We start from the raw sequence: 21,616 nt of genomic DNA on the forward strand, positions 1-21,616 counted from the left end.
ATGGGAAGACCGGGCCTACCTGAATTCTACAATTTGTCCTTTTCGGGGAGTTCTATGTTTATCTTTCAGTCTCTCATACCGTGCCCTGCCGCACCGGGCCTCTACCGTCGCCGGGGTGGCGGAGCATGATCGTCGGCCCGGAACTGATCGCCGTCGCGGTCTTCCTCTTCACCTACGCGCTCATCATCGACGAGCGGATCCACCGTGCGGTGGTCGCGATGCTCGGCGCATCGATCATCGTCCTTCTCCATATCGTCCCGTGGGAGATGATCCCGGAGTACATCGACCTCGGCACCATCTTCCTCCTGATGGGGATGATGATCATCGTCAACACCGCCCGGGGCAGCGGTCTTTTTGAGTACATCGCTATCAAGACGGCGAAACTTGCGAAAGGGAGTCCTATGCGGGTGCTGTTGCTCTTCTCGCTCGTGACCGGCATCGCCAGCGCGTTCCTCGACAACGTCACGACGGTCCTCCTCATCACTCCGATGCTCCTCTACGTCGCAAGCGTCATGAAGACCAGTCCGATGCCCTTCCTGATTGCTGAAATATTCGCCTCGAACATCGGCGGGGCGGCGACGCTGATCGGCGATCCGCCGAACATCATGATCGGATCGGCCGCCGGCCTGACGTTCAACGAGTTCATCATCAACATGGCGCCGATGATGGTTGTCAACCTCGTCGTCGTCCTGGGGCTGCTCGCTTTCATCTACAGAAAGGACCTTCACGTCTCGCCCGACGAGCAGGAAGGGATCGAGAGGACGTTTGCGGAATTAAAGGAGCAGGAGGCGATCCGCGACCGGTCCCTCTTCAAGAAATCGGTCGTCGTCATCGCGCTCGTCATCGGGATGTTCTTCATCCACGACCAGCTCGGTCTGGAACCCGCCCTCGTCGCCCTGATCGGCGCGTCCATCCTTCTCTTCTGGAGCAGGCAGTCGCCTGAGGAGATATTTGAGAAGATCGAGTGGCCGGCCCTCTTCTTCTTCGGCGGGCTCTTCGTCGTCGTCGGGGCCCTCGTCCAGACCGGGGTCATCGCGAGCGTCGCCGGGTTCGTGGTCGAGAACGTCCATTCAGAAGGCGAGGCCATCCTGATCATCGCCTGGTTCGCCGCCATCGCCTCAGCCATCGTCGACAACATCCCGCTCACCGCCACCCTGATCCCCCTGATCCAGGGCATGAGCGGGGCGATGGATATCTACCCGCTCTGGTGGGCGCTCTCGCTCGGGGCCTGCCTCGGCGGGAACGGCACGGTCATCGGGGCGTCGGCAAACGTCGTCGTCCTCGGGATCGCCGCACGGAACGGCCTCACTATATCGTTCGTGGAGTTTTTGAAGGTCGGAATGCTCGTGCTCTTCGTCACGGTGGCGATCGGGACAGCCTTCCTCTGGCTCAACTTCGTCGTCCTGTGAGCCGGCCTTACCAGGTCTTCGGGATTTTGGACTCGAGGCTCCCCCGGGCGGCCTCGACCTCCTGGATCCGGCCGACCACCCACTTGTACGCGGTCGCGGCCGCCTCCCGGGCCGATGCGCTCGGGTCCTCTTCTCGCATCCTCTCGAGCGGCTCTCGTGCCTTCGGGTCTGCGATCGTTCCGAGGGAGAGGGCCGCCTGCGCCCTGACGTACTCGTCAGGGTCCTGGAGTGCCCGGATCAGCCCGTCGACGTCCCGGGCATCCCGCATGGTGTCGATATCATCAATGGTCGCCATGATAACCTCCTGATCGCTCTCGCGTAGGCGTCCCGGCGGTATATAGCCTTGCCGGGAGGGTCCCGGCCTCCTGTAGTGGGCTGATTTTGGGCCGGGGTGGAGACCTCCGCCCGTCCGGGTAAAATGCACAATCTTATTTCGCCAAAACGATTTACATAACATATGGACCCCCCGTCCGTGAAATCAGTTGCCAAAACCGGCTCTTTTCGCGATATTCCCGTCGACATCCTTCGCGGTCTCGCGATCACGCTCATGATCATGGCGAACCTCACGCCGGCGCTCCTCCTGCCGCCGGCCCCGGGCTGGTACCGCTTCCTCTCCTCTCTTGCGGCCCCGCTCTTTATCGGCCTCGCCGGAATGATGGTTGCCCTCTCCCGAACAGGCAAGGGCAGGCCCCTCTCGTATATGGCCACGAGGGGCGGGCTCGTCATCCTTGCCGGGGTGTTCCTTCACCTGCTGGTATTCGACTGCGTCCCGTTCCTCGACATGGAGGTCCTCTACCTCATCGGCCTTTCGCTCCCGCTCGCCTACCTCTACCTTGGCCTCCCGGAGCGGAAACGCTGGGCTGTCATCGTTGCAATCGTCTGCATAACGCCTCTCCTGCACGCGGGGTTCGGCTACTCGGAGGAGGCTATCGTTACCCCCTACGTCACGCTCGTGCCCTTCTCCATCTCCGACGACCCTTTCCCGGCGCCTCTCGACGTCGTCCGGGCCTGGTTTGTGGACGGCTGGTTCCCGGTCTTCCCCTGGCTTGCCGTCGCCCTCTTCGGTGCCGAGGTGGGGGTGCACCGCTGGAGAGACCGGACCCTGCCGCGGTTCCGGTTCCAGAACGAAGGCCTTTACGGCTTCGGGCTCGTGCTTGCCGGGGCAGCCCTCTGGACGCTCTTTCCCGGTGCGCAGTATATCCGTGAAGGTTACGTGGAGTTCTTCTACCCGCCGGCCACCGGCCTCTTACTTCTCTCTGCCGGTCTCATTCCCCTGGGATTGACGGTTCTCGATCATCTCCGCGGGCAGTATGCGCTCATGGATCCCCTGCGGGCGGCCGGAGAATGCTCGCTGGCCATCTACATCGTCCATTACGCCATCATCGTAAAAGTGGTCGAACCCCTCCTGATCCAGTTGCCGTTACCGGCGTACATGGCAACGTACCTGGTTCTCTTTGCCGGCATGATCCTTCTTGCGTACCTTCTCCGGCATGTCAGGACGTCCTGGCGCGGGCAGCCGTTCCTTGTCCGGTTCCTGATCGGGAGCTGACCGTCTGCGTCCGGGGTCAGCCCCCCGCAGCCTTCCGGCCGGCAAGCCTCCCCACCACCTGGGTGTGGGCGGCGGATGCGGCCCGCCGGACGCCCGCGTCGGAGTCCGAGAACTTCAGTCGTTCCAGGGGCTCGAGCGCCCGTTCGTCCCCGACGAGCCCGAGGGCTTCGGCGGCGGTCAGCCGCACGATCTCCTCGGGGTCCGAGAGCGCCTCTACCAGCCCGTCGATATCCCGCCTCCGCCGCATGGCATCGATATCTTTCCTCTCTGTCATACATCCCCCTTTTCGGCCGATACGCGCATCTATGCCTCTTTCACATTAAGAACGTTGCGACGGGCCGAAGGGCCGGAGTTCAAGCACCGCACAAAAGAGTTTGACAGGGGGAAGCGGACCGCTCTTCCCCTTCTTACGACGTCGCGACCTCGACACACTCTTTCCGTGTCCCGATCCGGGCGAGCGCGCCGCACATCCCGGGAACGTAGGCGAGGGCTTTCCCCGAGTCGACCATGATCGAGCCGAACTCGTCCATCCGGGGCGAGACGACCATGCAGGTGTCCGTAATCACCCGGGCGCCGCTCTTCTCGATCGCGGCAACAAGGTCGGGATTCGCCGCCGCAACCCCCCGGGCGGCGAAGATATAGAGGGGCTTTGTCGTCGTCTTTCCTTTGAGAAGGTCCGCAAGCTCCCGGAGTTCGTCCGCCGAGCAGTGCGGGCACCCGACCGCGACCGCCTCGACCTCCTTCTCTTCAAAGAGGGCCCGGACCTCGTCGCCGCTCACTGTCACCCGGTCGAGGTCGTCGGTCGGGAAGTTGAAGACCCGGGTCTCGGGGGTGATCTTATCGACGTGGAAGAGCGCGACCGCCCCGGTCGCGGCCATCGCGGCGCCGAGCGCCTTTAACTGGTCGCGGTTCGGCCGGATATCCGTGAAGATCGGGATCCGGTTCCCCACCTTCTTGCCCGCCACGTAACCGATAGCGCCCCAGTGGTTAGCCCCGCTCTCGACCTCGACGACGACCTGCGGCCGCCGATTCTCGACGATATGGAGCCCGTAGTACGGGGTCTTTCCGATGATCGCCGCCGCAAGGGCGCTCGGTCCGCCTTCGCGGTTCGTCCGGGCGCCGAGGACCGAGTTCGCGTAGGCGACCGCCGAGGACTCCGACCAGGCCAGGTGCTCCCCGTACTCCGTGATGCGGAGGTAGTAGGGCGTGCAGGTGCACTCGATCTTGATCCCGAGCCGCCGGTAGGCCTCGACGACCTCCGTCTGGCGGGCGGCGAACTCTTCCTCGATCCCGAACTCCTGCCACCTGTCCTGCGGCATACCGATGGGGTTTAAGACCGTCGGGACGACCACCCGGGCGTTGAGGCTCTGCAGCCAGGAGAGCCCCCATCTCCCAATGGTCTTGTAGGACGCACCGCTCACCTGGGCGCTCGCGATCGGGACGAGCCTCTCGGCCCCGTACACCCCGCCGAGCGCGACCAGGATCTCCATCATCTTCTGGCGTGTCTCGCCGAACTCGCCGGCGAGCACCCTTTCGTCGTCTTTCTCCAGATACACTTACAGCCACTCCGCTCTCTTGAATTCGTCCTCGCGCCCCATAACCATCGTGGCATCGACCCCGACCTTCACGTTCGTCCCGTCGGCGAGGCGGGTCGGATCGAGCGACGAGCCCCGGACACCGGTGACGACCATGATGTCGGTATCCCCCCGGACCCGTGTCGCGATCGCGTACTCGACGTCATGGGGATCGCGGATATCGATGTCCTCGTCGACCACGACGACGTGCTTTAACGAGGTATGGGCGGCAAACGCCGCCATAATGGCGTTCTTCGCGTCGCCCTGCGTATTCTTCCTGATCTGGACGACCGCGTGGAGGTAGCCCGCGCCGCCTTTTGTGAGGAGGACGTCACGCACCGTCGTCACCTCAGCCACAGCGCGGTAGATCTTCGGCTCATAGGGGGCACCCATCAGGAGTTTGTGCTCGTCGCCGGCCGGAAGGATGCCGTGGTAGATCGGGTCCTCCTTGCAGTACATCCGGGTGAACTCGATGATGTGCTGCTGGCGCACGGGGTCGTAGGTCCCGGTGATGTCGACGAACGGTCCTTCCGGCGCCTTCTCGACGGTGATGTAGCCTTCGAGGACGATCTCGGCGTCGGGGACCCGGACGCCGTTTGCGCACTCCCGCAGGGCAAGTTCCCCGCCCATCAACTCCGCGGCGTAGGCGAACTCTTTGCCTTCCGGGACGCGGGTGCAGGCGGCGAACGTCACGAGGGGATGGGTCCCGACGGTGACCGCGACCGGGAGTTTCTCTCCCCGGGCGAGGGCTGTTTTGAGGAGGGTATGGGTGTGGCGCCCTTCCACCAGGCGGGCGACGACTCTCCTGTCGTCAAGGACCATCATCCGGTGGATGGAGGCGTTCTCGACGCCGTCGTAGCGCGAGAAGACGATCCCGGAGGTGAAGTAGCGCCCGGCGTCCCCCGGGAAGTGCTTCATGACCGGGATGCGCGAGAGGTCGGCAGGAACGCCGCCCTCGAGCCGCCCGGCATCCACGACGCGGCCGTTGTAGGTCATGCCCGCAAGGTGCCGGACGAGGTCCTTCTCGTCGACGCCGAGCGCCGCTGCAAGCGCCTGGCGGTTCCCGAGGAGGTTCATCACCCCCCGGTGGCCGTCGAGGTCGTGGAAGAAGAGGATCTTATCGGTCCGGCTCGCCATACGGGGAGCCTCGTAGACGGTCGAGCAGGGCCGCTCGATCTCCTCGACCCTGCCCTGCTCCCGCATCCGTTCAATAAAGTCACGCATCGTATCCGCTCCATCGGGTTCCGAGGTTGTGTCTGACCCCCATGTGGTCGAGCACCCGGGCCACCACCATATCGACGAGGTCGTCGATCGTCTCGGGGTTCTGGTAGAAGGGGGGGCTTGCGACCATCACGGTCGCGCCCGCCTCGTCGGCGGCAAGCATGTTTTTTAAGTGAATCCGGGAGAGCGGCATCTCCCGGAGGAGGAGGAGGAGAGGCCGCCTCTCCTTGAGGCAGACGTCCGCGGCCCGGCCGATCAGGTTGTCGGCGAGGCCGTTGCTGACCGCGGCAAGTGTCTTCATGCTGCAGGGGACGATCGCCATCCCGTCGTAGCAAAACGATCCGCTCGCGATATCGGCCGCGAGGTTGCTGTTCTCGGCATATATGGCGTCGAACCCGTCCAGATCCACGCGCTCGATCCCGGCTATCTGCCGGGCGGTATCGGATATGACGATATGCACCGTTGCCTCTTCACAGAGCACCTCGAGCAGGCGGCGGGCGTAGACGACCCCGCTTGCCCCGGTGACCCCGACGACGAACTCCTTTGTCATGCGCTCCTCATACGTTATGTCACTACGAGTTTATCCTGTTTTGTCGCCCGCTTCACCCGGAGCACCTCCATCGCCGCCTGCTCCACGGCGTTCCGGTGTTCCCGGGTGGTGTAGACCCCGAGCCGCCACTGCTGCCGCCGGGTGTCGTTTAAGGTGTTGATGAGGGGAGAGACCTCCTCGATATCCACCATCGCGTGGCTGTTCCTGACCCGGACCTCCATCGAGAGGGCCCGCGGGAGCCGGGGGATGTCCACGAGAACCTCGTCTTCCGGGACCCCTGCGGTCTCGGCGATCGCCCGGGCGAGGTCCCGTTCCCGGGCGGGGCCGGGGTCCTGCTGGAGGGCGGCGGCGTTCACCCGGTCTTCGCCGACGTAGAGCGCCCGTTTGTAGAGGTCCCTGGCGTAGACCCGGCGGGCAAGGTCGCGGGTGATGGGGTGCGGGGAGTGCTTCAGCCGCTCCATGCAGGCAGCGTCGTCCATCCGGACGAGTTCGCGGGCGTCCGTGCCGGGGACGTTCTTCGCCTCCTCCCGGAGGGCGTGGACGAACATGCTCGTCGCGATCCGGCTCACGTGATGGAAGTAGACCGCCGGGCGCATCAGGGTCCGGGCGATGAGGAGCGACTCGGCGGCGTTGATCCCGCCCTCGTACAGCGCGACACCGGATGCGGTCAGGATCGTCGACCGGATCAGCCGGTGGGCGTCGACCGTCCCGTAGGGCACGCCGGTGTAGTGGGCGTCCCGCATCAGGTAGTCCATCCGGTCGACGTCGAGGCTCCCGTGGATGATGCTCGCGAGCCGGTGTTCTCCGGAGACGACGGCGCAGACCTCGGCGGGGCTGATCCCCTCATCCTCGAGGATCCCGGCGGTTGCCCCCTCCCGGACGAGGTGGTCGATCTGGTGGTGGCTCCTCCCGGTGAGCTCCTCCATCACCGGCTCGGTGACGTGGGAGAAGGGGCCGTGGCCGATGTCGTGGAGGAGAGCAGCCGTGGTGACGAGTCTTGTCTCCCCCTCATCGAGGCCGAGCTCCCGGCACATCAGGCCGGCGAGGTGCATCGCCCCGAGCGAGTGCTCGAACCGGGTGTGGTTTGCGCCGGGATAGACGAGGTTCGCGAAGCCGAGCTGGGAGACGTGGCGGAGCCGCTGGACGTCCGGCGAATCCAGCAGCCGGAGGGCCGTCGCGTCCGCCTCGACGTAGCCGTGGACCGGATCCTTGATGATCTTCATCCGTTCTGTTAACTTCTTGGGAGAGTGGTGATAAAGGTATTTGGAAATGCGCAGGGTGGAGGGTGGTTTTCTTTCGGCGGGAGCGTGGTGTGGGTGTGGGGGTGGAGCGTTCAGGCGGCGGGGTAGGACGCTCCGGCAGGAAAAGGCCGCATAGATAAATTATGCGTTCTGTGGATGATCTGTGATGAGTCCCCCCTCAAAACACGGTTGGTTTGCCTTTTTTCGAGATTAATGACCATAAGTTCATTTCGTTACCTTAAAGGAGGTGTACAAGGAGTCAGATTATGTGAATAACTATGCCAAAGTTTTGTCCCGAGTGCGGGACGCCGTTACAAAGCATTAATGCAAAGTTTTGCCCTGAGTGCGGCACCGGACTGATACAGGGAACGCTGACACCCATTGCCACCGCCGGAACCCAGATCCAACCCTCTACAGACGATGACTGGTCAAAGCCTATCGACTGGTCGGAAGAGGAATACCCGGAAGAAGTTACCCCGTCACCCGTGAACGCCTACGAGCTTGGGACGAAGCTGGAAGAGATTGTCGATTCAATTTACCAAGCGGAGGGCTACAAGACCGAACGGCGGGTCAGGATGCCCGGGCAAGGCGGCTATACAAACGAGATCGATGTCATCGCTAGGAGAAGGAAAGAGCAGGTCGCTATCGAGTGCAAGAATTTTACATCCGCAGTCGGCATCAAAGAGATCCGGGACTTCTCCAAGAAACTTGATGACCTCGGTCCTGGCTGGCGTGGTGTCTTCGCCGCTTTCAACGACTTCACGCTTGATGCCCAGAACTTCGCAGAGAGCAGGAACATCGAGACCCTCGGTCACGAAGACATCATGGAAAAGTGGTTCGCTGTCTCTGCCGGCAGAGTCAGCCGGCAGGGAGAGCGACTGACGTTAAGATCCGCTCTGTCTATCAAGTCCGATTACCTCATGGTGACGACATTGCCGCTGCAAAACAAACATCTGGTCGAGGTAAGCAGCGCCCGGCTTACTTTCCATCCCTACGTCAAAGTCCCGTATACCTTCAAAGCCCGGGTCTACGATCCGACCAAGAAGCTTCATAGGTTTTCCGACGACGGGACGGTCGTCATCGATCTGCTCGACGGCAAGGTGCTCAACAAGCAGGCCAAGAAAGGGGGTTCCATCTTAAACTCCCTGAGTTCCTCGAAGCAGAGCGCCGACAATGTTCAAACGCTCAAGACCTTCAGGGAAGTGATGGACTTCTCGCCCTCCCCTGAATACTCCATAACGATCGGTTCAGACTATCAGATCACCGAACTGAAACCCGAAGTTACCAAGCGTACGGTAGAGAGAGCGACAATCGAATACATCACGGCAAGGAATACTCAGGACATGGCGTATACCCCTGCAAAAGGGGATGTCATTCTGGACATAAGACACCGAAAGTTCGTGCCGCGAAGGAGCGACATAAAACTCTTCAAGAGTGAAATGGTTCTGGTCCCCAAATGGGCGATTTATTTCAACGCGTTCGGCACAATTTACACGAAAGAAGTCTTCGCTCACTCCGGGACCGTCCTTGAGAATACCATCCAGTACTGCCCGCAGCACTTCAAGCTCGGTGCCATCAACGTCAAGAAAGAGACCACTGCCGTATGTGAGGTTTGCGGCAAGGCCTATTGCAGTGAGCACATCTCTCAATGTCCTGTCTGCGGGAGATGGGTCTGTAGCGATCACGCTTCGGTCTGCAGTTCATGTGGCAAGACGTTCTGCAAAGAGCATGCGAGTAAGATCTGTCGGGGGTGCCACCAGCCGCTCTGCTCCGATTGCGAGGTCGAATGTCCGATCTGTCACAAGCCATACGGAGCGAACCATACCCTGATCTGCGATAAGTGCGGGGCGGCCGTCTGTCCGAGTTGTATCACGACATCGGGGTTACTGCGGAAGACGAGAATATGTAAGAACTGCCAATAATTTTTAGACCTGAATTTTAGGGATGATATCGAAGTATTAGAATAGTTTGTCCAACTTCTTTTCAAGAAAACTCTCTATATCCGTCGTATAGGCCAGCAACAGAACTGCACACTTCTTATCGACAGGTTCCCACCACGCACAACCTTCACGGAGACATTCTGCCTTAATCAGGGGACAAAGCATACAGGGCGTCAGCTTACGGGCCGATAAACGTTCCCAAGTTAATTTACTCTTCTAATTCATTTTGGGCCAGCTCCGGCTTCCGATGCATCCGCGCCTGCAACTTACAAATACTGCCCCCTAATTTCCCAGTACACCCAGACTCTGGATGGATGCCTCCCAGACCAGCACCGCAACGCTGACTGCTTACAACCACATCGGGTCAGTGAGGCAGTACAGCCCGATACCGATTGCGATCACCGGAGGCTAAGTTCGGGGATGAGGATGGAGAGTTCGGGCTTCTAGGTTATAGTTACCTGCTGGCCTGTCATGATGCAGGGTTGCGGCGGGAGAGAGAAAAAAGGGTTGCAGAAAGGATGTAGAATAAATTATTATAGATTAAAACTTGAGACAACCATCTCTTCTGTATATAATACGTCATTACTAGAATTATATTCTAACTTCACTTTTATGTTGGATAATGCATAGAGGTCACATAATTTGTAACCTGCCACTTTCCAGTATTTCTCCCTCTCTTCCCGAATATCCCAAGCAATTACTAAGTGCCTAGCGTCGGAGTCAATTTTGGTTCCTGTGCTATAATAAAAAGAACGAAGACCATTATCCCAGTTCTTGCTGACAACTTTAGACTCCAGATATGTTACTCTCCCGAAAGCATCAACAACTTTCATGTCTGGATAGCCAGATTTTTTTAATTGAGTTGGCTTCAACGTTGTTTTTTTCAATTCTTCCACAAAAACTTCTTCAAACTGTTTACCAACATCATTTGGTCTTTCACCGTGATATCGAGTCCTAGTTCTGTCGATATAGCGTATAAAGTTACGAGCAGCCTTTTCTAACTCATTAAAAAGAACTAAATCATCGGGATTATTCCCAGGATCTAACTTTTCTACTTTGAAACCGGTTGTTCCTTCAACTAGGTCCGGGAAAGCAACTTTTCCAGATATCTGGGCAACCATAGAATGTAATTCCTGAAAAGAGGGGATTTTGGTCATCAATAGACCATATTAGTTAACTGGCTAAAAAGCTTTCTCCTGAGTTGCTTTCAGTTTTGATGCCTCCACATGGTATACGAGCGTTTGCAATATCTATGTAGGTCGGATCTATTTCAAAGCCGATATAGTTGACACCTAGTCTGGCACATGCAACTGCGGTTGTCCCTATGCCCATGAACGGATCTAAAACCAAGCTTGTGCGGTCAAGCCCGTGATCCAGAATGCACATCTCAGGTAATTTTGTTGGAAACACCGCTGGATGCGGTCGTGAATCTTGTATTGTTTCATAGGGGATGAACCATGTATTACCCCGGTCTCGCTTATCTGAGCCATTAGGAGATTTCCATCGTTTAATGTTGCTCTTATCTTGGTATGGAACACCAATCGCAATTTTATCGAGCTTTACAGTGCCCGTTTTGGTAAAGTGGAAAATAAACTCATGACAGTCATGATGAAATCTCTGGCTGTTGACTGGCTTATAGTGACCAACGGCGATGTCCTTATCGAACTTCGCATATTTTTTAACCTGCTCCCCAGGTATGGCAATAGACTTTATCCAGTGAATCATATTTTGCAGGGCAAACAAATCTTCGAATGCAAGAGCGACTTTCATCGGGATCCAGGGATTTGTGAGCGTCCCTCCAATGTTTAGGAAAAAAGACCCGTCATCCTTCATCACCCGTTTGCACTCGATTGCAACTTTATGCAGCCAATCGAGATATTCCTGCTCGGATTTTTTATCTTCATAGGTATTATATTGGATGCCGATGTTATACGGCGGTGATGTCACAATAACGTCTACAGAGTTATCCTTCATTTTCTTTAGTCCTGCTAAACAATCCATTTGATATATCCTATTTACTTCGGTGATCTCAGTCATAACCTGCTCCCTGCATTTTTCTGTTAAAATACGCCTTACTCTGTAGTTGGGTCACTGGTAACAGGATCCAATAAGATTATTTTCACTCGCTTCCCTACCCAGTCGACTGGCACGTACACCCTACCCGAGTTTCCAGAATTTTTTACAGTTTTCTCTAATATTTGGAATCCGTTTATTTTTATTTCCATTTGTTCGTTCATAAATTCAAATTGTAGCCATACAATAAATACATTGTGCTATTATATAGCCACAATTAGGTTAATAATCTTCTACTATCTTGAGAGAAAGTTGTTTTGGAATCAGGGGATAGAATTGACCTAGCCCTAGTTTTGAGCATGTATTATTCTACCTACTGGAGTGTGCATACTGCTTCCCAATCACGGCAGCGCCATGACCATGACCCAAGTGAGTTGAGGTCCCAGTCAGTCAGATGCGAAAAGATGCAATAGTATTAGATGGTATTGGAATGATTTGGGATGAATTATAATACAGTGTGATACACTGTGTTACAGTGGGTTAAATTGGATTAAGAGGCACTAAATGGCTTATTTTCGACATCGTCGGCGACAAGAATATATATGCTGACAAGCTAATTAGAATTACAATCAATAGGGGGTGTCAGAAGAGTCTGAAACGAGATGATCAGAGATGGACGATGTTCGCGCATCAGTCCATCTGATCAAATCTCCTAAATAGATGCAATTTCACCAATTGCTATATCTATTCTAGGCGTTTTGGTATAAAAAAGTAGCGCAAATTGAGCAAAAAATGCCGGAGGTTAAAACCTTGATTGGTACGATAATCGCCCTCATCGTAATGGGCGCCATTATCGCATCCATCCCGGTGCTTAAAGATGCAGGAGAAGCTATCGTCGCACTTGGCGTACTTGGCTTCGCCTGCTTAATTGCTGGGATGATCATTGATGCAACAAGTGGAATTGCATGAGGGGAACTAAATCATAAAAACTCAACTCTTTTTTCCCCCTCAAAAATTCCCTGAATCAATCGGACTTTTGGTCTGTTACACGCCACCAATGCCAAGGACACCAGCAAGTTTTTTCCGAATCTCTATCAGATCATCTTTCTCAAGGGTGAATCTATAATTTCCATTGAAATATTCCCGGTTTATTGTGAAGATTTGCTCGCATTTTACAACTGTATCATGTTCCAGCTCAGGATATTTTCGTGCTTCAAGGAGGTAATGATAGAATGACCGCATTACTCCTTTGTCGTTATCCCAGTGATCATCCAGCCGGAAAGAGGTCATTGGAACACAAATAATCGTCAGGTGCCGCGGTCGGGAAACGATCCTGGGGTTCATGACAACAGCAACAAAATGAGCCTTTTTGATCGTATTTGGTGAAACTCCTGTGTGCGCTGTGAGATCAAAAAAATGGACTGAACCAGGACCAATGGGAGATGGTGATGAATGCAAACTTATTCCTCTTTCAATGCAGCCATCTGTAATTCGTGGATATATTCAGGCACTCTATCCTCGTAACCATCATCCATGTTCATCTCTAACTGACAGACACACTCAATTGCCTCTTGGTAATCAATGAAGGAGCAAAACTCATCCATCTCGTAGTCACTCAGCTCAAATTCTTCAATTGGAATCTGATCCATCTTTCCATGGTTCTTCCAGAGTGCCATACGGTGCGTGATCTCGCTGATCTCTTCAGTGTGATATGCTTTGAGTAGTCTTATGATTTTATCAAACAACTCCCTTTCCTCATCGGAGAACAAAGAGCGATTGCATTGCTGCTTTGGATGATATGTATACTTTGTTCGCTCTTCGTCGATCTGCTCGACACAAACATCATATTGCGGCTGAGTTGCTCCAGAGACCTCGAAAGCATGCGCGGGAACTGGCCCTGCTTTCATTCTGATGTATTCATCGTCCAGTAATGTGTTGCCGTAGTTGTTATAGTGGATAAGATCTGTGAAGAACACGAACTTCATTAATTTTGTTCTTCCAATGTCTGGGTACTCCTCCATTGCGTAAAGGAGTGCGTTTAACCTTTTCACCCTCTCCATGATCAGCACGCCCTCTGTCTGAACGCCTCAATGGATATTTGAGTCTATAATGTAATACTATATAATATTTGATATTATTGCCCGCGTTGCTCATCCCTGTTCGCTATAACGACACGGATTCTTTACACGATAGCATTGCTTTTCTGCTTCATACCGTATGCATCCCCACCACAGCAAATGAAACTCTTAACCCCCCGGACACCCCACCTACAATAACATTCAGCCATGATCACCTTCCTCTCCGGCGGAACCGGGACGCCTGCGCTCATCCGGGGCGTCCGGCAGATCCTCTACGACAGCGAGATCGCCGTCGTCGCGAATACCGCCGAGGATCTCTGGATATCGGGCGGCCACTGTGCGCCTGATATCGACACCGCCGTCTTCCTCTTTGCCGGCATCCTCGATACCGGGCGGTGGTGGGGGATCAAGGGCGACACCTACGCCACCCATAACTACCTCCCGAAGGTGGCGGGCGGGGAACCCTTCCCGGTCGGCGACCGTGCCCGGGCCGTCCAGATCGCCCGGGCGGCGCTCCTCGGCGCGGGTCTGACCCTGACGGAGGCGGTCCGGGCGCAGTCCCGTGCGCTCAACATCGGGGCGACCGTCCTCCCGGTGACCGACGATGCGGCCGGCATCCTCGTCGACACCGGGACCGAGCGCCTCCCGCTCCCCACCTACCAGATGGCCGCCGCGGCCGATACCGAGGTGCGGGAACTTATCAGGCCGGCCTCCCCGGCGGTCACGGACGAGGTCCGGGCGGTGATCGAGGAAAGCGACGCCGTCGTGATCGGCCCCGCGAACCCGGCCGCAAGCGTCCTCCCCATCCTTGAGTGCGCCGGCATGCGGGACCTTCTCCGCGATCGCTTCGTCGTCGCGGTCTCCCCGTTCCGCGGGGACGTCGCGCCGGACCCAAAGGACGCCGCGCTCATGTACGCCGCCGGCGAGAAACCGACCTCCCCGGGGGTATCCCGGCTCTATGGGGATATCGTCGACGTCTTCGTCCAGGACCGCCACGACCCCGATGAGGTCCCCGGCTCGCTCCGCCTGGAGACCGGTCTCCTGCACAGCCGGCAGGCCGAGTCCCTTGCCTGGGACATCACGGCGGTTATACGGCACGCTGTTTCGTGAAAATAGGGCATTGACCCCCGGGCAAAGTTTGGCAAAATTCATATACGGATGCGCTTGATACGCTAATTATCCAATGATAACCTTCCTCTCGGGCGGGACCGGGACCCCGAAACTCCTCCGCGGAATGCGCGAACTGCTGGACGAGCGGGAGATCGCGGTCGTCGTCAACACGGCCGAGGATATGTGGCTCTCGGGCAACCACCTCTCGCCCGATATCGATACGGTCATGTACCTCTTCGCAGGCATCCTCGATACCGGCAAGTGGTGGGGGATCCGCGACGACACTTACATCACCCACGACCTCGTCGCGAGGCTCGGGATCGACGAGTTCATCGCCGTCGGGGACCAGGACCGGGCGGTCCACGTTGCGCGGGGCGAGATGCTCCGGCGCGGGATGCGGCTCACCGAGGCGACAAAAGCCCTCTGCAGGAGCCTCGCCGCCCGTGCGACCGTTCTTCCCATGACCGATTCTCCCGTGACGACCTACGTCTGCACGCAGAAGGGCGAGATACACTTCCAGGAGTACTGGGTGAAGCACCGGGGAGACGTGCCGATCGACGGCGTCGTCCGCCGGTCCAGCGAACCGCCGGTCGCGACCGACGAGGTCATCAGGGCGATCGAGGCGAGCGATGCCGTGGTGATCGGGCCGAGCAACCCGGTCACGAGTATCTCCCCGATTCTCGAGTGCGCCGGGGTGAAGGAGGCGCTCCGCCGGCAGTGCGTCATCGCGGTCAGCCCCTTCATCGGGGATGCCCCGGTCAGCGGCCCGGCGGCGGCCCTGATGCGGGCCTTCGGAAAAGAGGCTTCATCCGCCGGGACCCTCAGTCTCTACGAGGAGTTCGTGGACGTCTTCATCCAGGATATCCGTGACCCGGTCGCGGTCGAGGGAGCGCTCCGCCTGGATACCCTGATGGTCAACCGGGGCAAGAGCCTCGACCTCGCAAAGAACATCCTCACCCTGATCTACGGGTGCTGAAGAACCCCTCACTCTTTCTTCTGCTTGCTGCGATAGTCCTCTATCGCCGAGTGGAGCGCGTCCGCCGCGAGGTTCGAGCAGTGCATCTTCCGGGGCGGCAGCCCCTCGAGTTCGGTCGCCACGTCGTCGCGGGTGATCTTCATCGCCTCATCAAGCGTCTTTCCCCTGGCCATATCGGTCACCATGCTGCTCGTCGCGATCGCCGAGCCGCACCCGAACGTCCGAAACTTGATGTCCTCGATGACGTCGTCCTTGACCTTGATGAAGATCTCCATGATATCCCCGCAGACGGGGTTGCCGACCTTGCCGTAGCCGTCCGGGTTCTCGATCACCCCGACGTTGTGCGGGTTCATGAAGTGCTCCATCACCTTCTGGCTGTATCCGACCTGTTCTGCCATAGTGGTACCGTCCTATAGCGGTGTAATAGCCCGCAGGCGTTTAACTGTTTCTCTGGTGGCCTCGACGATCCGGGGCACCTGGTCAACGTTATTCCCGCGCCCGAGCGTCGCGATCATCGACCCGTGCGCCTCGTCGTGGGCGAGCCCGATGGCAAGGAGGACGTGCGAGGCCTCAAGCGTCCGGGAGGTGCACGCCGACCCGGTGGCGACCGCGATCCCGAGCATGTTCATGGCGAGCTGGATGCTCTCGCCCTCGATCCGCGAGAAGCGGAAACTCGCGTGATGGGGCAGCCGTTCCGTCGGGTGGCCGGTGAGGTATGCCTCCTCGATCTCCGTGATCCCGGCAATCAGCCGGTCCCGGATGGCGCGGAGGCGCCGGCTCTCCTCCGGCATCTCCTCCCCTGCAAGCCTCGCGGCCTCGCCCATGCAGGCGATGCCGAAGACGTTCTCGGTCCCGGGCCGGAGACCGCGCTCCTGCCCGCCCCCGACGAGGACCGGCTGGACCCGGACCCCCGGGCGGATGTAGAGCGCTCCCACTCCGTCCGGTCCCCCGAGCTGGTTTCCGGAGAGGGTGAGCAGGTCGATCCCGTCGCGCTCCACGTCGATCGGTATCCTCCCCGCGGCGTCGGTGGCGTCCACGTGGAGGAGCCCTCCCCGGTCGTGGACGATCTCCGCGACCTCCCGGATCGGTTCGATCGTCCCGATCTCGTTGTTCGCGTAATGGACCGACGTGACGACGGTCTCCGGCGTCACCGCCCCGAGGGCGTCGAGATCGATCGTGCCGTAGCGGTCGACCGGGACCAGCGTGAGTACAAAACCGCTCTTCTGGAGGTCTTTTGCCGGGTTCAGGACCGATATGTGCTCGATGGCGCTCAGAACGACCGCCTTTCCGGCTCTTTGGTTTCGGAGCGCGGTCCCCCTTATCGCGATGTTGTTCGACTCGGTCGCCCCGCTGGTGAAGATGATCGAGTCCGGGGCGTTCGCCCCGATGAGCGCCGCCACCTTCTCCCGCGCGCGGAAGATGGCCTCCTGCGCTTCGAGCCCTTCCTGGTAGAGCGTGGAGGGGTTGCCGGCGAAGCCTTCCGGGAACTGCCTGCAGAACCGGGCAACCCCCGGATGGACCGGCATCGCCGCCGCGTGGTCGAGGTAGATCCGCTGCTCCATCCGCCTGCAGCCCCTCAAAACGTAATGACCGCGTCGGCGTCGACGGCGAGATCGTTCAAGGTGAGGGCACCGACGACCTGCCCCTCCTCGATGAAGTCGCCCCGATCGAGGCCGAGGAGCTGGGTGCTCTGCTCGCAGATGTAGATCTTTGCCCCCGCGGCGATCGCCTGATCCCTCATTTCAGAGAGTTTCGGGAAGTTCCCGACCTGGATCTCCTCCGCCGCACCCCTCTTGACGACCGTCACCCCCTTGATCATGAAGAAGATGTCCGCGTCCATGTCCATTGCGCGCGCCGTCATAGCGAGGACGAACGGCGCATACAGCCTCTCGGGGGCATCGGTCCCGCTGGTCTGGACATACAGTATCCGTGCCATATCTCACGCTCCTTTCTTGATTGAGAAGGTGGTCTTCTCTCCGGCCTTCTCCTCGGCTACAATCTCGTGTCCCATCCGCTTTGCCCAGACCCTGACATCCTCCCCGGTGGGCGCGTTGTCCACGTCGACCTTCAGGATCTCGCCGCTCGCGAGTCTGTCCATACCCTCTTTGAGCAGGATGACGGGCGCCTGGCAGTAGGTTCCCCGGGCATCCACGTAGCCGTCCATCCGATCACTTCGCTTCTACCGGCGCCACCCTTCCCTTGCGCAGAATGATGGTTGTCACGCCCGAGGTGACGTGCTCTTCCTCGAGCGTGTGCCCCCTCTCGCCGGCCCAGGTCCTGACCATCTCGACAAGGTCCGGTTTGTCGGTCGTCACCTGCAGGATCTGCCCCTCGTTGAGCGCATTCATCTCCGCCTCAATCGAGAGCATGGGCGACTGGCAGATGCCAACGCAGCTCACCGTCTTATCTGCATACATCATCGGTATCACCTACTTCATCTTCCGGATAGAGAACCGCATAATCCCGTCATCCTTCTCGAACTTCACGATCTCGTGACCCACCCGGTCTGCCCAGCGCCGGATATCCTCCTCCGCGGCGGGGTCGTCCGCCTCGACCATGAGCACCTCTCCGACGTCGAGCTTCTCCATTGCCTCTTTGGTCATCGTGATCGGCATGGGGCAGTAGAGCCCGATGCAGTCCACGACGGCCATGGGTTTGTTCTCCTGTTCCATCTCGTTACCTTCCGTTGCGTGGCGCGTGCGGGCATCCGGGCGCCGTGACGCGTCAACGGCAGACTCCCGGTTGCACCGGATCATGCCCCATGGCATATAAGCGTTCCTCCGGGGGACGGGACCGTGAAGCCATGGGAGGGAGAGGGGACGTCGGGGGGATATCCGCCGGGATCCTGCCGCCATGAATAGGCCCGTTCCCCGGGTGCCCTTCGCCGGCTGCCCGGGGAGCGGACGGCGCCTCCCGTCGCTCGCTCCTGCGAGTTTTAAAAACCAAATTTCCCTGGGATGTTTTGCGATATCGCGCAGTCTTTGCGTTATAGTGAGAATTAGGCGACATATCTCGTCCCGTTCTGAATTTGTGACTGTTATAACCGAAAATATTAAAAAAACCAAACGATAAGAAGATCCCTAATGTTCGTTCCGACCAAGTGTTTCTTTACGAAGGGTGTGGGCATCCACAAAGACAAACTGGCATCGTTTGAACTGGCTCTCCGGCAGGCGGGCATCGAGAAGTACAACCTGGTCTACGTCTCAAGCATCTTCCCGCCGAACTGCCAGCTGGTCTCGCCGGAAGAGGGCTTAAAGGAACTCTCTCCGGGCAGCATCGTCTATGTTGTCATGGCCCGGAATGAGACCAACGAGCCGAGCAGGCTTGCTTCCGCCGCCATCGGCCACGCGATGCCGAAGGAGAGCAACGCCTACGGCTACCTCTCCGAGCACCACGCGTTCGGGGAGACCGCGGAGGTCTCGGGTGAATACGCCGAAGACCTTGCGGCAACGATGCTTGCGACAACGCTCGGCATCGAGTTCGATCCCGACCAGGCATGGCAGGAGCGGGAGCAGATCTACAAGGCGAGCGGCAGGATCATCAGCACGACCCACACCTGCCAGGCGGCGGAAGGGGTTATGGACGGCCGCTGGACCACAGTCATCGCCGCGGCGGTCTTCCTTTAATACTCTCTCCCGGGCCGCCGCCCCTTTTTCCGCGGCCGCCCGGGCCCGGCCGTATCCGGCCGTCCTGCCCGAGCGCCCTCCTGAGGAGGAGCGCAAGACAAAATACCTCCTGCGGCCCACACTGTATCCAGGTTTTTCATATGCGTCTACCAATACGGGCCGTAACCCCTGAGACCGAATCTGCCGAGATCATCGGATGGGTGCACGAGGTCCGCGATCTCGGAGGACTTTCATTCTTCCTGATCCGCGACCGGACCGGTATCATCCAGGTGACCATCCCCAAGAAGAAGGTCACGGCAGAGATCCTTGATGCCGCCCGGAGCGTCTCAAGAGAGTCCGTGGTCAGGGTTCAGGGCAAGGTTAAAGCGATCGAGAAAGCCCCCGGCGGGCGCGAGATCGTCCCGGAGGAGCTTGAGATCATCAGCATCGCGGAGAGCCCGCTCCCGCTCGACGTCGCCGAGAAGGTCCCCGCCGAGATGGATACCCGGATCGACTCCCGGTTCCTGGACGTCAGGAAACCGCGTGTCCGCGCCATCTTCTTTATCCGCTCGGCGGTGACCTGCGCCGCGACCGAGTTCCTCGCCTCCCGGGGCTGCATCAATATCGCCACACCGAAGATCGTCGCGGCGGCGACCGAGGGCGGCACCGAACTCTTCCCCATCGCCTACTTCGAGAAGGAGGCGTTCCTGAACCAGAGCCCGCAGCTCTATAAGCAGATGATGATGGCTGCCGGGTTCGAGGGCGTCTTTGAGATCGGCCCCATCTTCCGTGCCGAGGAGCACAACACCGTCCGGCACCTCAACGAAGCGACGAGTCTCGATGTCGAGGTCTCGTTTGCCGACCACAACGACGTCATGGAACTTCTTGAGGACCTGATCGTCCACGTCTACGAGACCGTCGCGAAGAACTGCGGCGAGCACCTCGCGGAACTCGGCGTCGATCTTGCGGTCCCCGCGAAGCCGTTCCCCCGGATTCCCTATACGGAAGCGATCGAGATCGCGAACCGGACCATCGAGGAGAAACTCGTCTTCGGCGACGACCTCTCCCCGGCGGCCGAGCGGGCGATCGGGGATACGGTCGGGCAGCACTACTTCATCGTCGACTGGCCGACCGATATCAGGCCCTACTACGCGATGCCCTACCCCGATCGCCCTGAGTTCTGCAAGGCGTTCGACCTGATGCACCCCCGGATGGAACTCTCCTCCGGCGCCCAGCGTATCCACGATCATGACCTCCTGGTGGAGCGGATCCGCGCCAAGGGGCTCTCGCCCGAGAGTTTCGAGTTCTATTTGAAGACATTCCGTTACGGCATGCCCCCGCACGCCGGATGGGGGCTCGGCATCGAGCGCCTGGTGATGACGATGCTCGATCTCGGGAACATCCGCGAAGCGGTGCTTTTCCCGCGTGACCGGCACAGACTGACCCCATGACCCTGACAAGCGTGCGCCTCCCGACCACGGTGGTCGGGAGCTACCCGGTGGTGAAAGGCTCGGGACTCTTCGCCCGGATGGACCCGTTCAAGCACGCGGTGGAGGTAGCGGTCGCCGACCAGATCAGCGCCGGGATCGATATCATCTCCGACGGCCAGGTCCGGGGCGACATGATCCGGGCCTTCACCTCCCACCTCCCCGGCATCCGGGGGTCTTCGGTCGTCGGGAAGGTCCAGCCGGCCGCACGGCCGATAACCCTCGCGGACACGAAGTATGCCCTCTCCCGGCACTCGAAGGTGAAGGGGATCCTGACCGGACCGAGCACGCTCGCGCACGGTCTTTCTATCGAGACGTCGTTCTACCGGAACAAGGACGAACTGGTCCTCGACCTCGCCCAGGCGCTCGCGGTCGAGGCGGGCTACCTCCAGGACGCCGGCGTTGCGCTCATCCAGGTCGACGAGCCCATCTTCTCGACGGGCGCGGCAAACATCGCCGTCGGCCGCGAGGCGGTGAACGCGATCGTCGGGAGGCTCCGCACCCCGGTCTGCCTCCACGTCTGCGGGAACCTCGGGGCGGTCATCGACGATATCCTCAAGACGAACGTCGCCGTATTCGATTTTGAGTTCGCGAATAACCCGGAGAACCTTGAGGTGCTCTCGGCAAAAGACCTGCGCGGCCGGATGGTCGGCTACGGGTGCGTGGACTCGGCCGATCCCGGTGTCGAGAGCGTCGAGACCATCCAAAAAAGGATCGAGGCCGGGGTCGACGTCTTCTCGCCGGAGATGATGCTCGTCGACCCCGACTGCGGTCTAAGGATGCAGACGCGGGACGCGGCGTTCGGAAAACTGAAGAATATGGTTGCCGCGGCAGGGCTGGTCCGGGCCGAGTATACGGATTAG

26 protein-coding genes are annotated in these 21,616 nt (G+C 58.9%); 9 read left to right on the forward strand and 17 right to left on the reverse strand.

Going from position 1 to position 21,616, the window contains the following annotated elements:
- Positions 1-125: 125 nt before the first annotated feature.
- Entirely contained in the window at positions 126-1,409 is a 1,284-nt protein-coding gene (locus QZ650_RS00975) for an ArsB/NhaD family transporter (RefSeq protein WP_292520189.1), read from the forward strand.
- A 7-nt stretch (positions 1,410-1,416) separates the two neighbouring features.
- On the opposite strand, the gene QZ650_RS00980 is transcribed toward QZ650_RS00975, so the two are convergent.
- Entirely contained in the window at positions 1,417-1,866 is a 450-nt protein-coding gene (locus QZ650_RS00980) for a HEAT repeat domain-containing protein (protein ID WP_292520187.1), read from the reverse strand.
- A 15-nt stretch (positions 1,867-1,881) separates the two neighbouring features.
- On the opposite strand from QZ650_RS00980, the gene QZ650_RS00985 reads away from it, so the two are divergent.
- A complete protein-coding gene (locus tag QZ650_RS00985) occupies positions 1,882-2,958 on the forward strand; it encodes a heparan-alpha-glucosaminide N-acetyltransferase domain-containing protein (protein ID WP_292522442.1) in 1,077 nt (358 codons plus the stop codon).
- A gap of 16 nt (positions 2,959-2,974) precedes the next feature.
- On the opposite strand, the gene QZ650_RS00990 is transcribed toward QZ650_RS00985, so the two are convergent.
- The 5 genes from QZ650_RS00990 to QZ650_RS01010 form a co-directional block, all read right to left on the reverse strand.
- Positions 2,975-3,232: a HEAT repeat domain-containing protein gene (locus QZ650_RS00990; RefSeq protein ID WP_292520183.1), complete on the reverse strand. Its 258-nt coding sequence runs from the start codon at positions 3,230-3,232 to the stop codon at positions 2,975-2,977.
- Positions 3,233-3,365: 133 nt separating this feature from the next.
- The gene (locus QZ650_RS00995; protein ID WP_292520181.1) at positions 3,366-4,514 is read right to left on the reverse strand and encodes an aconitase X catalytic domain-containing protein; all 1,149 of its coding nucleotides are present in this window, start codon (positions 4,512-4,514) and stop codon (positions 3,366-3,368) included.
- On the reverse strand, positions 4,515-5,756 hold the full coding sequence (locus QZ650_RS01000; RefSeq protein ID WP_292520179.1) for a UbiD family decarboxylase: 1,242 nt from the start codon (positions 5,754-5,756) through the stop codon (positions 4,515-4,517).
- Positions 5,749-6,303, reverse strand: coding sequence for a UbiX family flavin prenyltransferase (locus QZ650_RS01005; protein WP_292520177.1), 555 nt, complete (start codon positions 6,301-6,303; stop codon positions 5,749-5,751). The genes QZ650_RS01000 and QZ650_RS01005 overlap by 8 nt, the downstream gene beginning before the upstream one ends.
- Before the next feature lie 14 nt (positions 6,304-6,317).
- Positions 6,318-7,526, reverse strand: coding sequence for an HD domain-containing protein (locus QZ650_RS01010; protein WP_292520175.1), 1,209 nt, complete (start codon positions 7,524-7,526; stop codon positions 6,318-6,320).
- A 296-nt stretch (positions 7,527-7,822) separates the two neighbouring features.
- Between QZ650_RS01010 and QZ650_RS01015 the strand changes: the two genes are divergently transcribed.
- Positions 7,823-9,466: a restriction endonuclease gene (locus QZ650_RS01015; protein WP_074370071.1), complete on the forward strand. Its 1,644-nt coding sequence runs from the start codon at positions 7,823-7,825 to the stop codon at positions 9,464-9,466.
- Positions 9,467-10,017: 551 nt separating this feature from the next.
- Here QZ650_RS01015 and QZ650_RS01020 read toward each other — a convergent pair.
- The 3 genes from QZ650_RS01020 to QZ650_RS01030 are packed head-to-tail and all read right to left on the reverse strand — an operon-like array spanning position 10,018 to position 11,721.
- Complete coding sequence (locus tag QZ650_RS01020) at positions 10,018-10,641, reverse strand: hypothetical protein (RefSeq protein WP_143727251.1); 624 nt, start codon at positions 10,639-10,641, stop codon at positions 10,018-10,020.
- 16 nt (positions 10,642-10,657) lie between these two features.
- On the reverse strand, positions 10,658-11,521 hold the full coding sequence (locus tag QZ650_RS01025; protein ID WP_074370072.1) for a site-specific DNA-methyltransferase: 864 nt from the start codon (positions 11,519-11,521) through the stop codon (positions 10,658-10,660).
- Between the two features lie 35 nt (positions 11,522-11,556).
- A complete protein-coding gene (locus QZ650_RS01030) occupies positions 11,557-11,721 on the reverse strand; it encodes a DUF2080 family transposase-associated protein (protein WP_074370073.1) in 165 nt (54 codons plus the stop codon).
- Positions 11,722-12,289: 568 nt separating this feature from the next.
- On the opposite strand from QZ650_RS01030, the gene QZ650_RS01035 reads away from it, so the two are divergent.
- The gene (locus QZ650_RS01035) at positions 12,290-12,466 is read left to right on the forward strand and encodes a hypothetical protein (RefSeq protein WP_178377707.1); all 177 of its coding nucleotides are present in this window, start codon (positions 12,290-12,292) and stop codon (positions 12,464-12,466) included.
- Between the two features lie 75 nt (positions 12,467-12,541).
- Here the strand turns inward: QZ650_RS01035 and QZ650_RS01040 are convergent, their stop codons facing one another.
- Together QZ650_RS01040 and QZ650_RS01045 are read right to left on the reverse strand one after the other, a co-directional pair.
- Positions 12,542-12,955 (reverse strand): type II toxin-antitoxin system PemK/MazF family toxin, encoded by a 414-nt coding sequence (locus QZ650_RS01040; RefSeq protein WP_074370074.1) that lies wholly within the window; start codon positions 12,953-12,955, stop codon positions 12,542-12,544.
- 2 nt (positions 12,956-12,957) lie between these two features.
- Positions 12,958-13,557: a Panacea domain-containing protein gene (locus tag QZ650_RS01045; protein ID WP_256712835.1), complete on the reverse strand. Its 600-nt coding sequence runs from the start codon at positions 13,555-13,557 to the stop codon at positions 12,958-12,960.
- 225 nt (positions 13,558-13,782) lie between these two features.
- Between QZ650_RS01045 and QZ650_RS01050 the strand changes: the two genes are divergently transcribed.
- Together QZ650_RS01050 and cofD are read left to right on the forward strand one after the other, a co-directional pair.
- Positions 13,783-14,685, forward strand: coding sequence for a 2-phospho-L-lactate transferase CofD family protein (locus QZ650_RS01050; RefSeq protein WP_292520163.1), 903 nt, complete (start codon positions 13,783-13,785; stop codon positions 14,683-14,685).
- Positions 14,686-14,758: 73 nt separating this feature from the next.
- On the forward strand, positions 14,759-15,661 hold the full coding sequence (gene cofD, locus QZ650_RS01055) for a 2-phospho-L-lactate transferase (protein ID WP_292520162.1): 903 nt from the start codon (positions 14,759-14,761) through the stop codon (positions 15,659-15,661).
- 8 nt (positions 15,662-15,669) lie between these two features.
- On the opposite strand, the gene nifU is transcribed toward cofD, so the two are convergent.
- The 6 genes from nifU to QZ650_RS01085 are packed head-to-tail and all read right to left on the reverse strand — an operon-like array spanning position 15,670 to position 18,417.
- Positions 15,670-16,059: a Fe-S cluster assembly scaffold protein NifU gene (nifU, locus tag QZ650_RS01060; RefSeq protein WP_292520160.1), complete on the reverse strand. Its 390-nt coding sequence runs from the start codon at positions 16,057-16,059 to the stop codon at positions 15,670-15,672.
- A 12-nt stretch (positions 16,060-16,071) separates the two neighbouring features.
- Entirely contained in the window at positions 16,072-17,223 is a 1,152-nt protein-coding gene (locus QZ650_RS01065) for a cysteine desulfurase family protein (protein WP_292520158.1), read from the reverse strand.
- A 14-nt stretch (positions 17,224-17,237) separates the two neighbouring features.
- Positions 17,238-17,597 carry a DsrE family protein gene (locus QZ650_RS01070; RefSeq protein ID WP_292520156.1) on the reverse strand — a complete coding sequence of 120 codons (360 nt, stop codon included), beginning with the start codon at positions 17,595-17,597 and terminating at the stop codon, positions 17,238-17,240.
- A gap of 3 nt (positions 17,598-17,600) precedes the next feature.
- Positions 17,601-17,825: a sulfurtransferase TusA family protein gene (locus QZ650_RS01075; protein WP_292520154.1), complete on the reverse strand. Its 225-nt coding sequence runs from the start codon at positions 17,823-17,825 to the stop codon at positions 17,601-17,603.
- 4 nt (positions 17,826-17,829) lie between these two features.
- A complete protein-coding gene (locus QZ650_RS01080; protein WP_292520151.1) occupies positions 17,830-18,081 on the reverse strand; it encodes a sulfurtransferase TusA family protein in 252 nt (83 codons plus the stop codon).
- 9 nt (positions 18,082-18,090) lie between these two features.
- Positions 18,091-18,417, reverse strand: coding sequence for a sulfurtransferase TusA family protein (locus QZ650_RS01085; protein WP_292520149.1), 327 nt, complete (start codon positions 18,415-18,417; stop codon positions 18,091-18,093).
- Positions 18,418-18,744: 327 nt separating this feature from the next.
- Between QZ650_RS01085 and QZ650_RS01090 the strand changes: the two genes are divergently transcribed.
- The 3 genes from QZ650_RS01090 (at position 18,745) to QZ650_RS01100 (ending at position 21,616) form a co-directional block, all read left to right on the forward strand.
- Positions 18,745-19,287, forward strand: a complete 543-nt coding sequence (locus QZ650_RS01090) for an arginine decarboxylase, pyruvoyl-dependent (RefSeq protein ID WP_292520147.1) — start codon at positions 18,745-18,747, stop codon at positions 19,285-19,287.
- A gap of 140 nt (positions 19,288-19,427) precedes the next feature.
- Positions 19,428-20,717 (forward strand): aspartate--tRNA(Asn) ligase, encoded by a 1,290-nt coding sequence (gene aspS / locus QZ650_RS01095; protein ID WP_292520145.1) that lies wholly within the window; start codon positions 19,428-19,430, stop codon positions 20,715-20,717.
- Complete coding sequence (locus QZ650_RS01100) at positions 20,714-21,616, forward strand: methionine synthase (protein WP_292520143.1); 903 nt, start codon at positions 20,714-20,716, stop codon at positions 21,614-21,616. The genes aspS and QZ650_RS01100 overlap by 4 nt, the downstream gene beginning before the upstream one ends.

The organism is Methanoculleus sp., from assembly GCF_020696975.1.
In the GTDB taxonomy this organism is placed as follows: domain Archaea; phylum Halobacteriota; class Methanomicrobia; order Methanomicrobiales; family Methanoculleaceae; genus Methanoculleus.

Coding starts and splice junctions, on each gene's coding strand:
- QZ650_RS01080 (WP_292520151.1), bottom strand. CDS start 18,081: ATGATGTATGCAGATAAGACGGTGAGCTGCGTTGGCATCTGCCAGTCG.
- QZ650_RS00975 (WP_292520189.1), top strand. CDS start 126: ATGATCGTCGGCCCGGAACTGATCGCCGTCGCGGTCTTCCTCTTCACC.
- QZ650_RS00980 (WP_292520187.1), bottom strand. CDS start 1,866: ATGTTATGTAAATCGTTTTGGCGAAATAAGATTGTGCATTTTACCCGG.
- QZ650_RS00990 (WP_292520183.1), bottom strand. CDS start 3,232: ATGACAGAGAGGAAAGATATCGATGCCATGCGGCGGAGGCGGGATATC.
- QZ650_RS01030 (WP_074370073.1), bottom strand. CDS start 11,721: ATGAACGAACAAATGGAAATAAAAATAAACGGATTCCAAATATTAGAG.
- nifU (WP_292520160.1), bottom strand. CDS start 16,059: ATGGCAGAACAGGTCGGATACAGCCAGAAGGTGATGGAGCACTTCATG.
- QZ650_RS01020 (WP_143727251.1), bottom strand. CDS start 10,641: ATGACCAAAATCCCCTCTTTTCAGGAATTACATTCTATGGTTGCCCAG.
- QZ650_RS01015 (WP_074370071.1), top strand. CDS start 7,823: ATGCCAAAGTTTTGTCCCGAGTGCGGGACGCCGTTACAAAGCATTAAT.
- QZ650_RS01045 (WP_256712835.1), bottom strand. CDS start 13,557: ATGGAGAGGGTGAAAAGGTTAAACGCACTCCTTTACGCAATGGAGGAG.
- QZ650_RS01090 (WP_292520147.1), top strand. CDS start 18,745: ATGTTCGTTCCGACCAAGTGTTTCTTTACGAAGGGTGTGGGCATCCAC.
- QZ650_RS01075 (WP_292520154.1), bottom strand. CDS start 17,825: ATGGACGGCTACGTGGATGCCCGGGGAACCTACTGCCAGGCGCCCGTC.
- cofD (WP_292520162.1), top strand. CDS start 14,759: ATGATAACCTTCCTCTCGGGCGGGACCGGGACCCCGAAACTCCTCCGC.
- aspS (WP_292520145.1), top strand. CDS start 19,428: ATGCGTCTACCAATACGGGCCGTAACCCCTGAGACCGAATCTGCCGAG.
- QZ650_RS01010 (WP_292520175.1), bottom strand. CDS start 7,526: ATGAAGATCATCAAGGATCCGGTCCACGGCTACGTCGAGGCGGACGCG.
- QZ650_RS01085 (WP_292520149.1), bottom strand. CDS start 18,417: ATGATCCGGTGCAACCGGGAGTCTGCCGTTGACGCGTCACGGCGCCCG.
- QZ650_RS01025 (WP_074370072.1), bottom strand. CDS start 11,521: ATGACTGAGATCACCGAAGTAAATAGGATATATCAAATGGATTGTTTA.
- QZ650_RS01050 (WP_292520163.1), top strand. CDS start 13,783: ATGATCACCTTCCTCTCCGGCGGAACCGGGACGCCTGCGCTCATCCGG.
- QZ650_RS01065 (WP_292520158.1), bottom strand. CDS start 17,223: ATGGAGCAGCGGATCTACCTCGACCACGCGGCGGCGATGCCGGTCCAT.
- QZ650_RS01070 (WP_292520156.1), bottom strand. CDS start 17,597: ATGGCACGGATACTGTATGTCCAGACCAGCGGGACCGATGCCCCCGAG.
- QZ650_RS01000 (WP_292520179.1), bottom strand. CDS start 5,756: ATGCGTGACTTTATTGAACGGATGCGGGAGCAGGGCAGGGTCGAGGAG.
- QZ650_RS01005 (WP_292520177.1), bottom strand. CDS start 6,303: ATGACAAAGGAGTTCGTCGTCGGGGTCACCGGGGCAAGCGGGGTCGTC.
- QZ650_RS01100 (WP_292520143.1), top strand. CDS start 20,714: ATGACCCTGACAAGCGTGCGCCTCCCGACCACGGTGGTCGGGAGCTAC.
- QZ650_RS01035 (WP_178377707.1), top strand. CDS start 12,290: ATGCCGGAGGTTAAAACCTTGATTGGTACGATAATCGCCCTCATCGTA.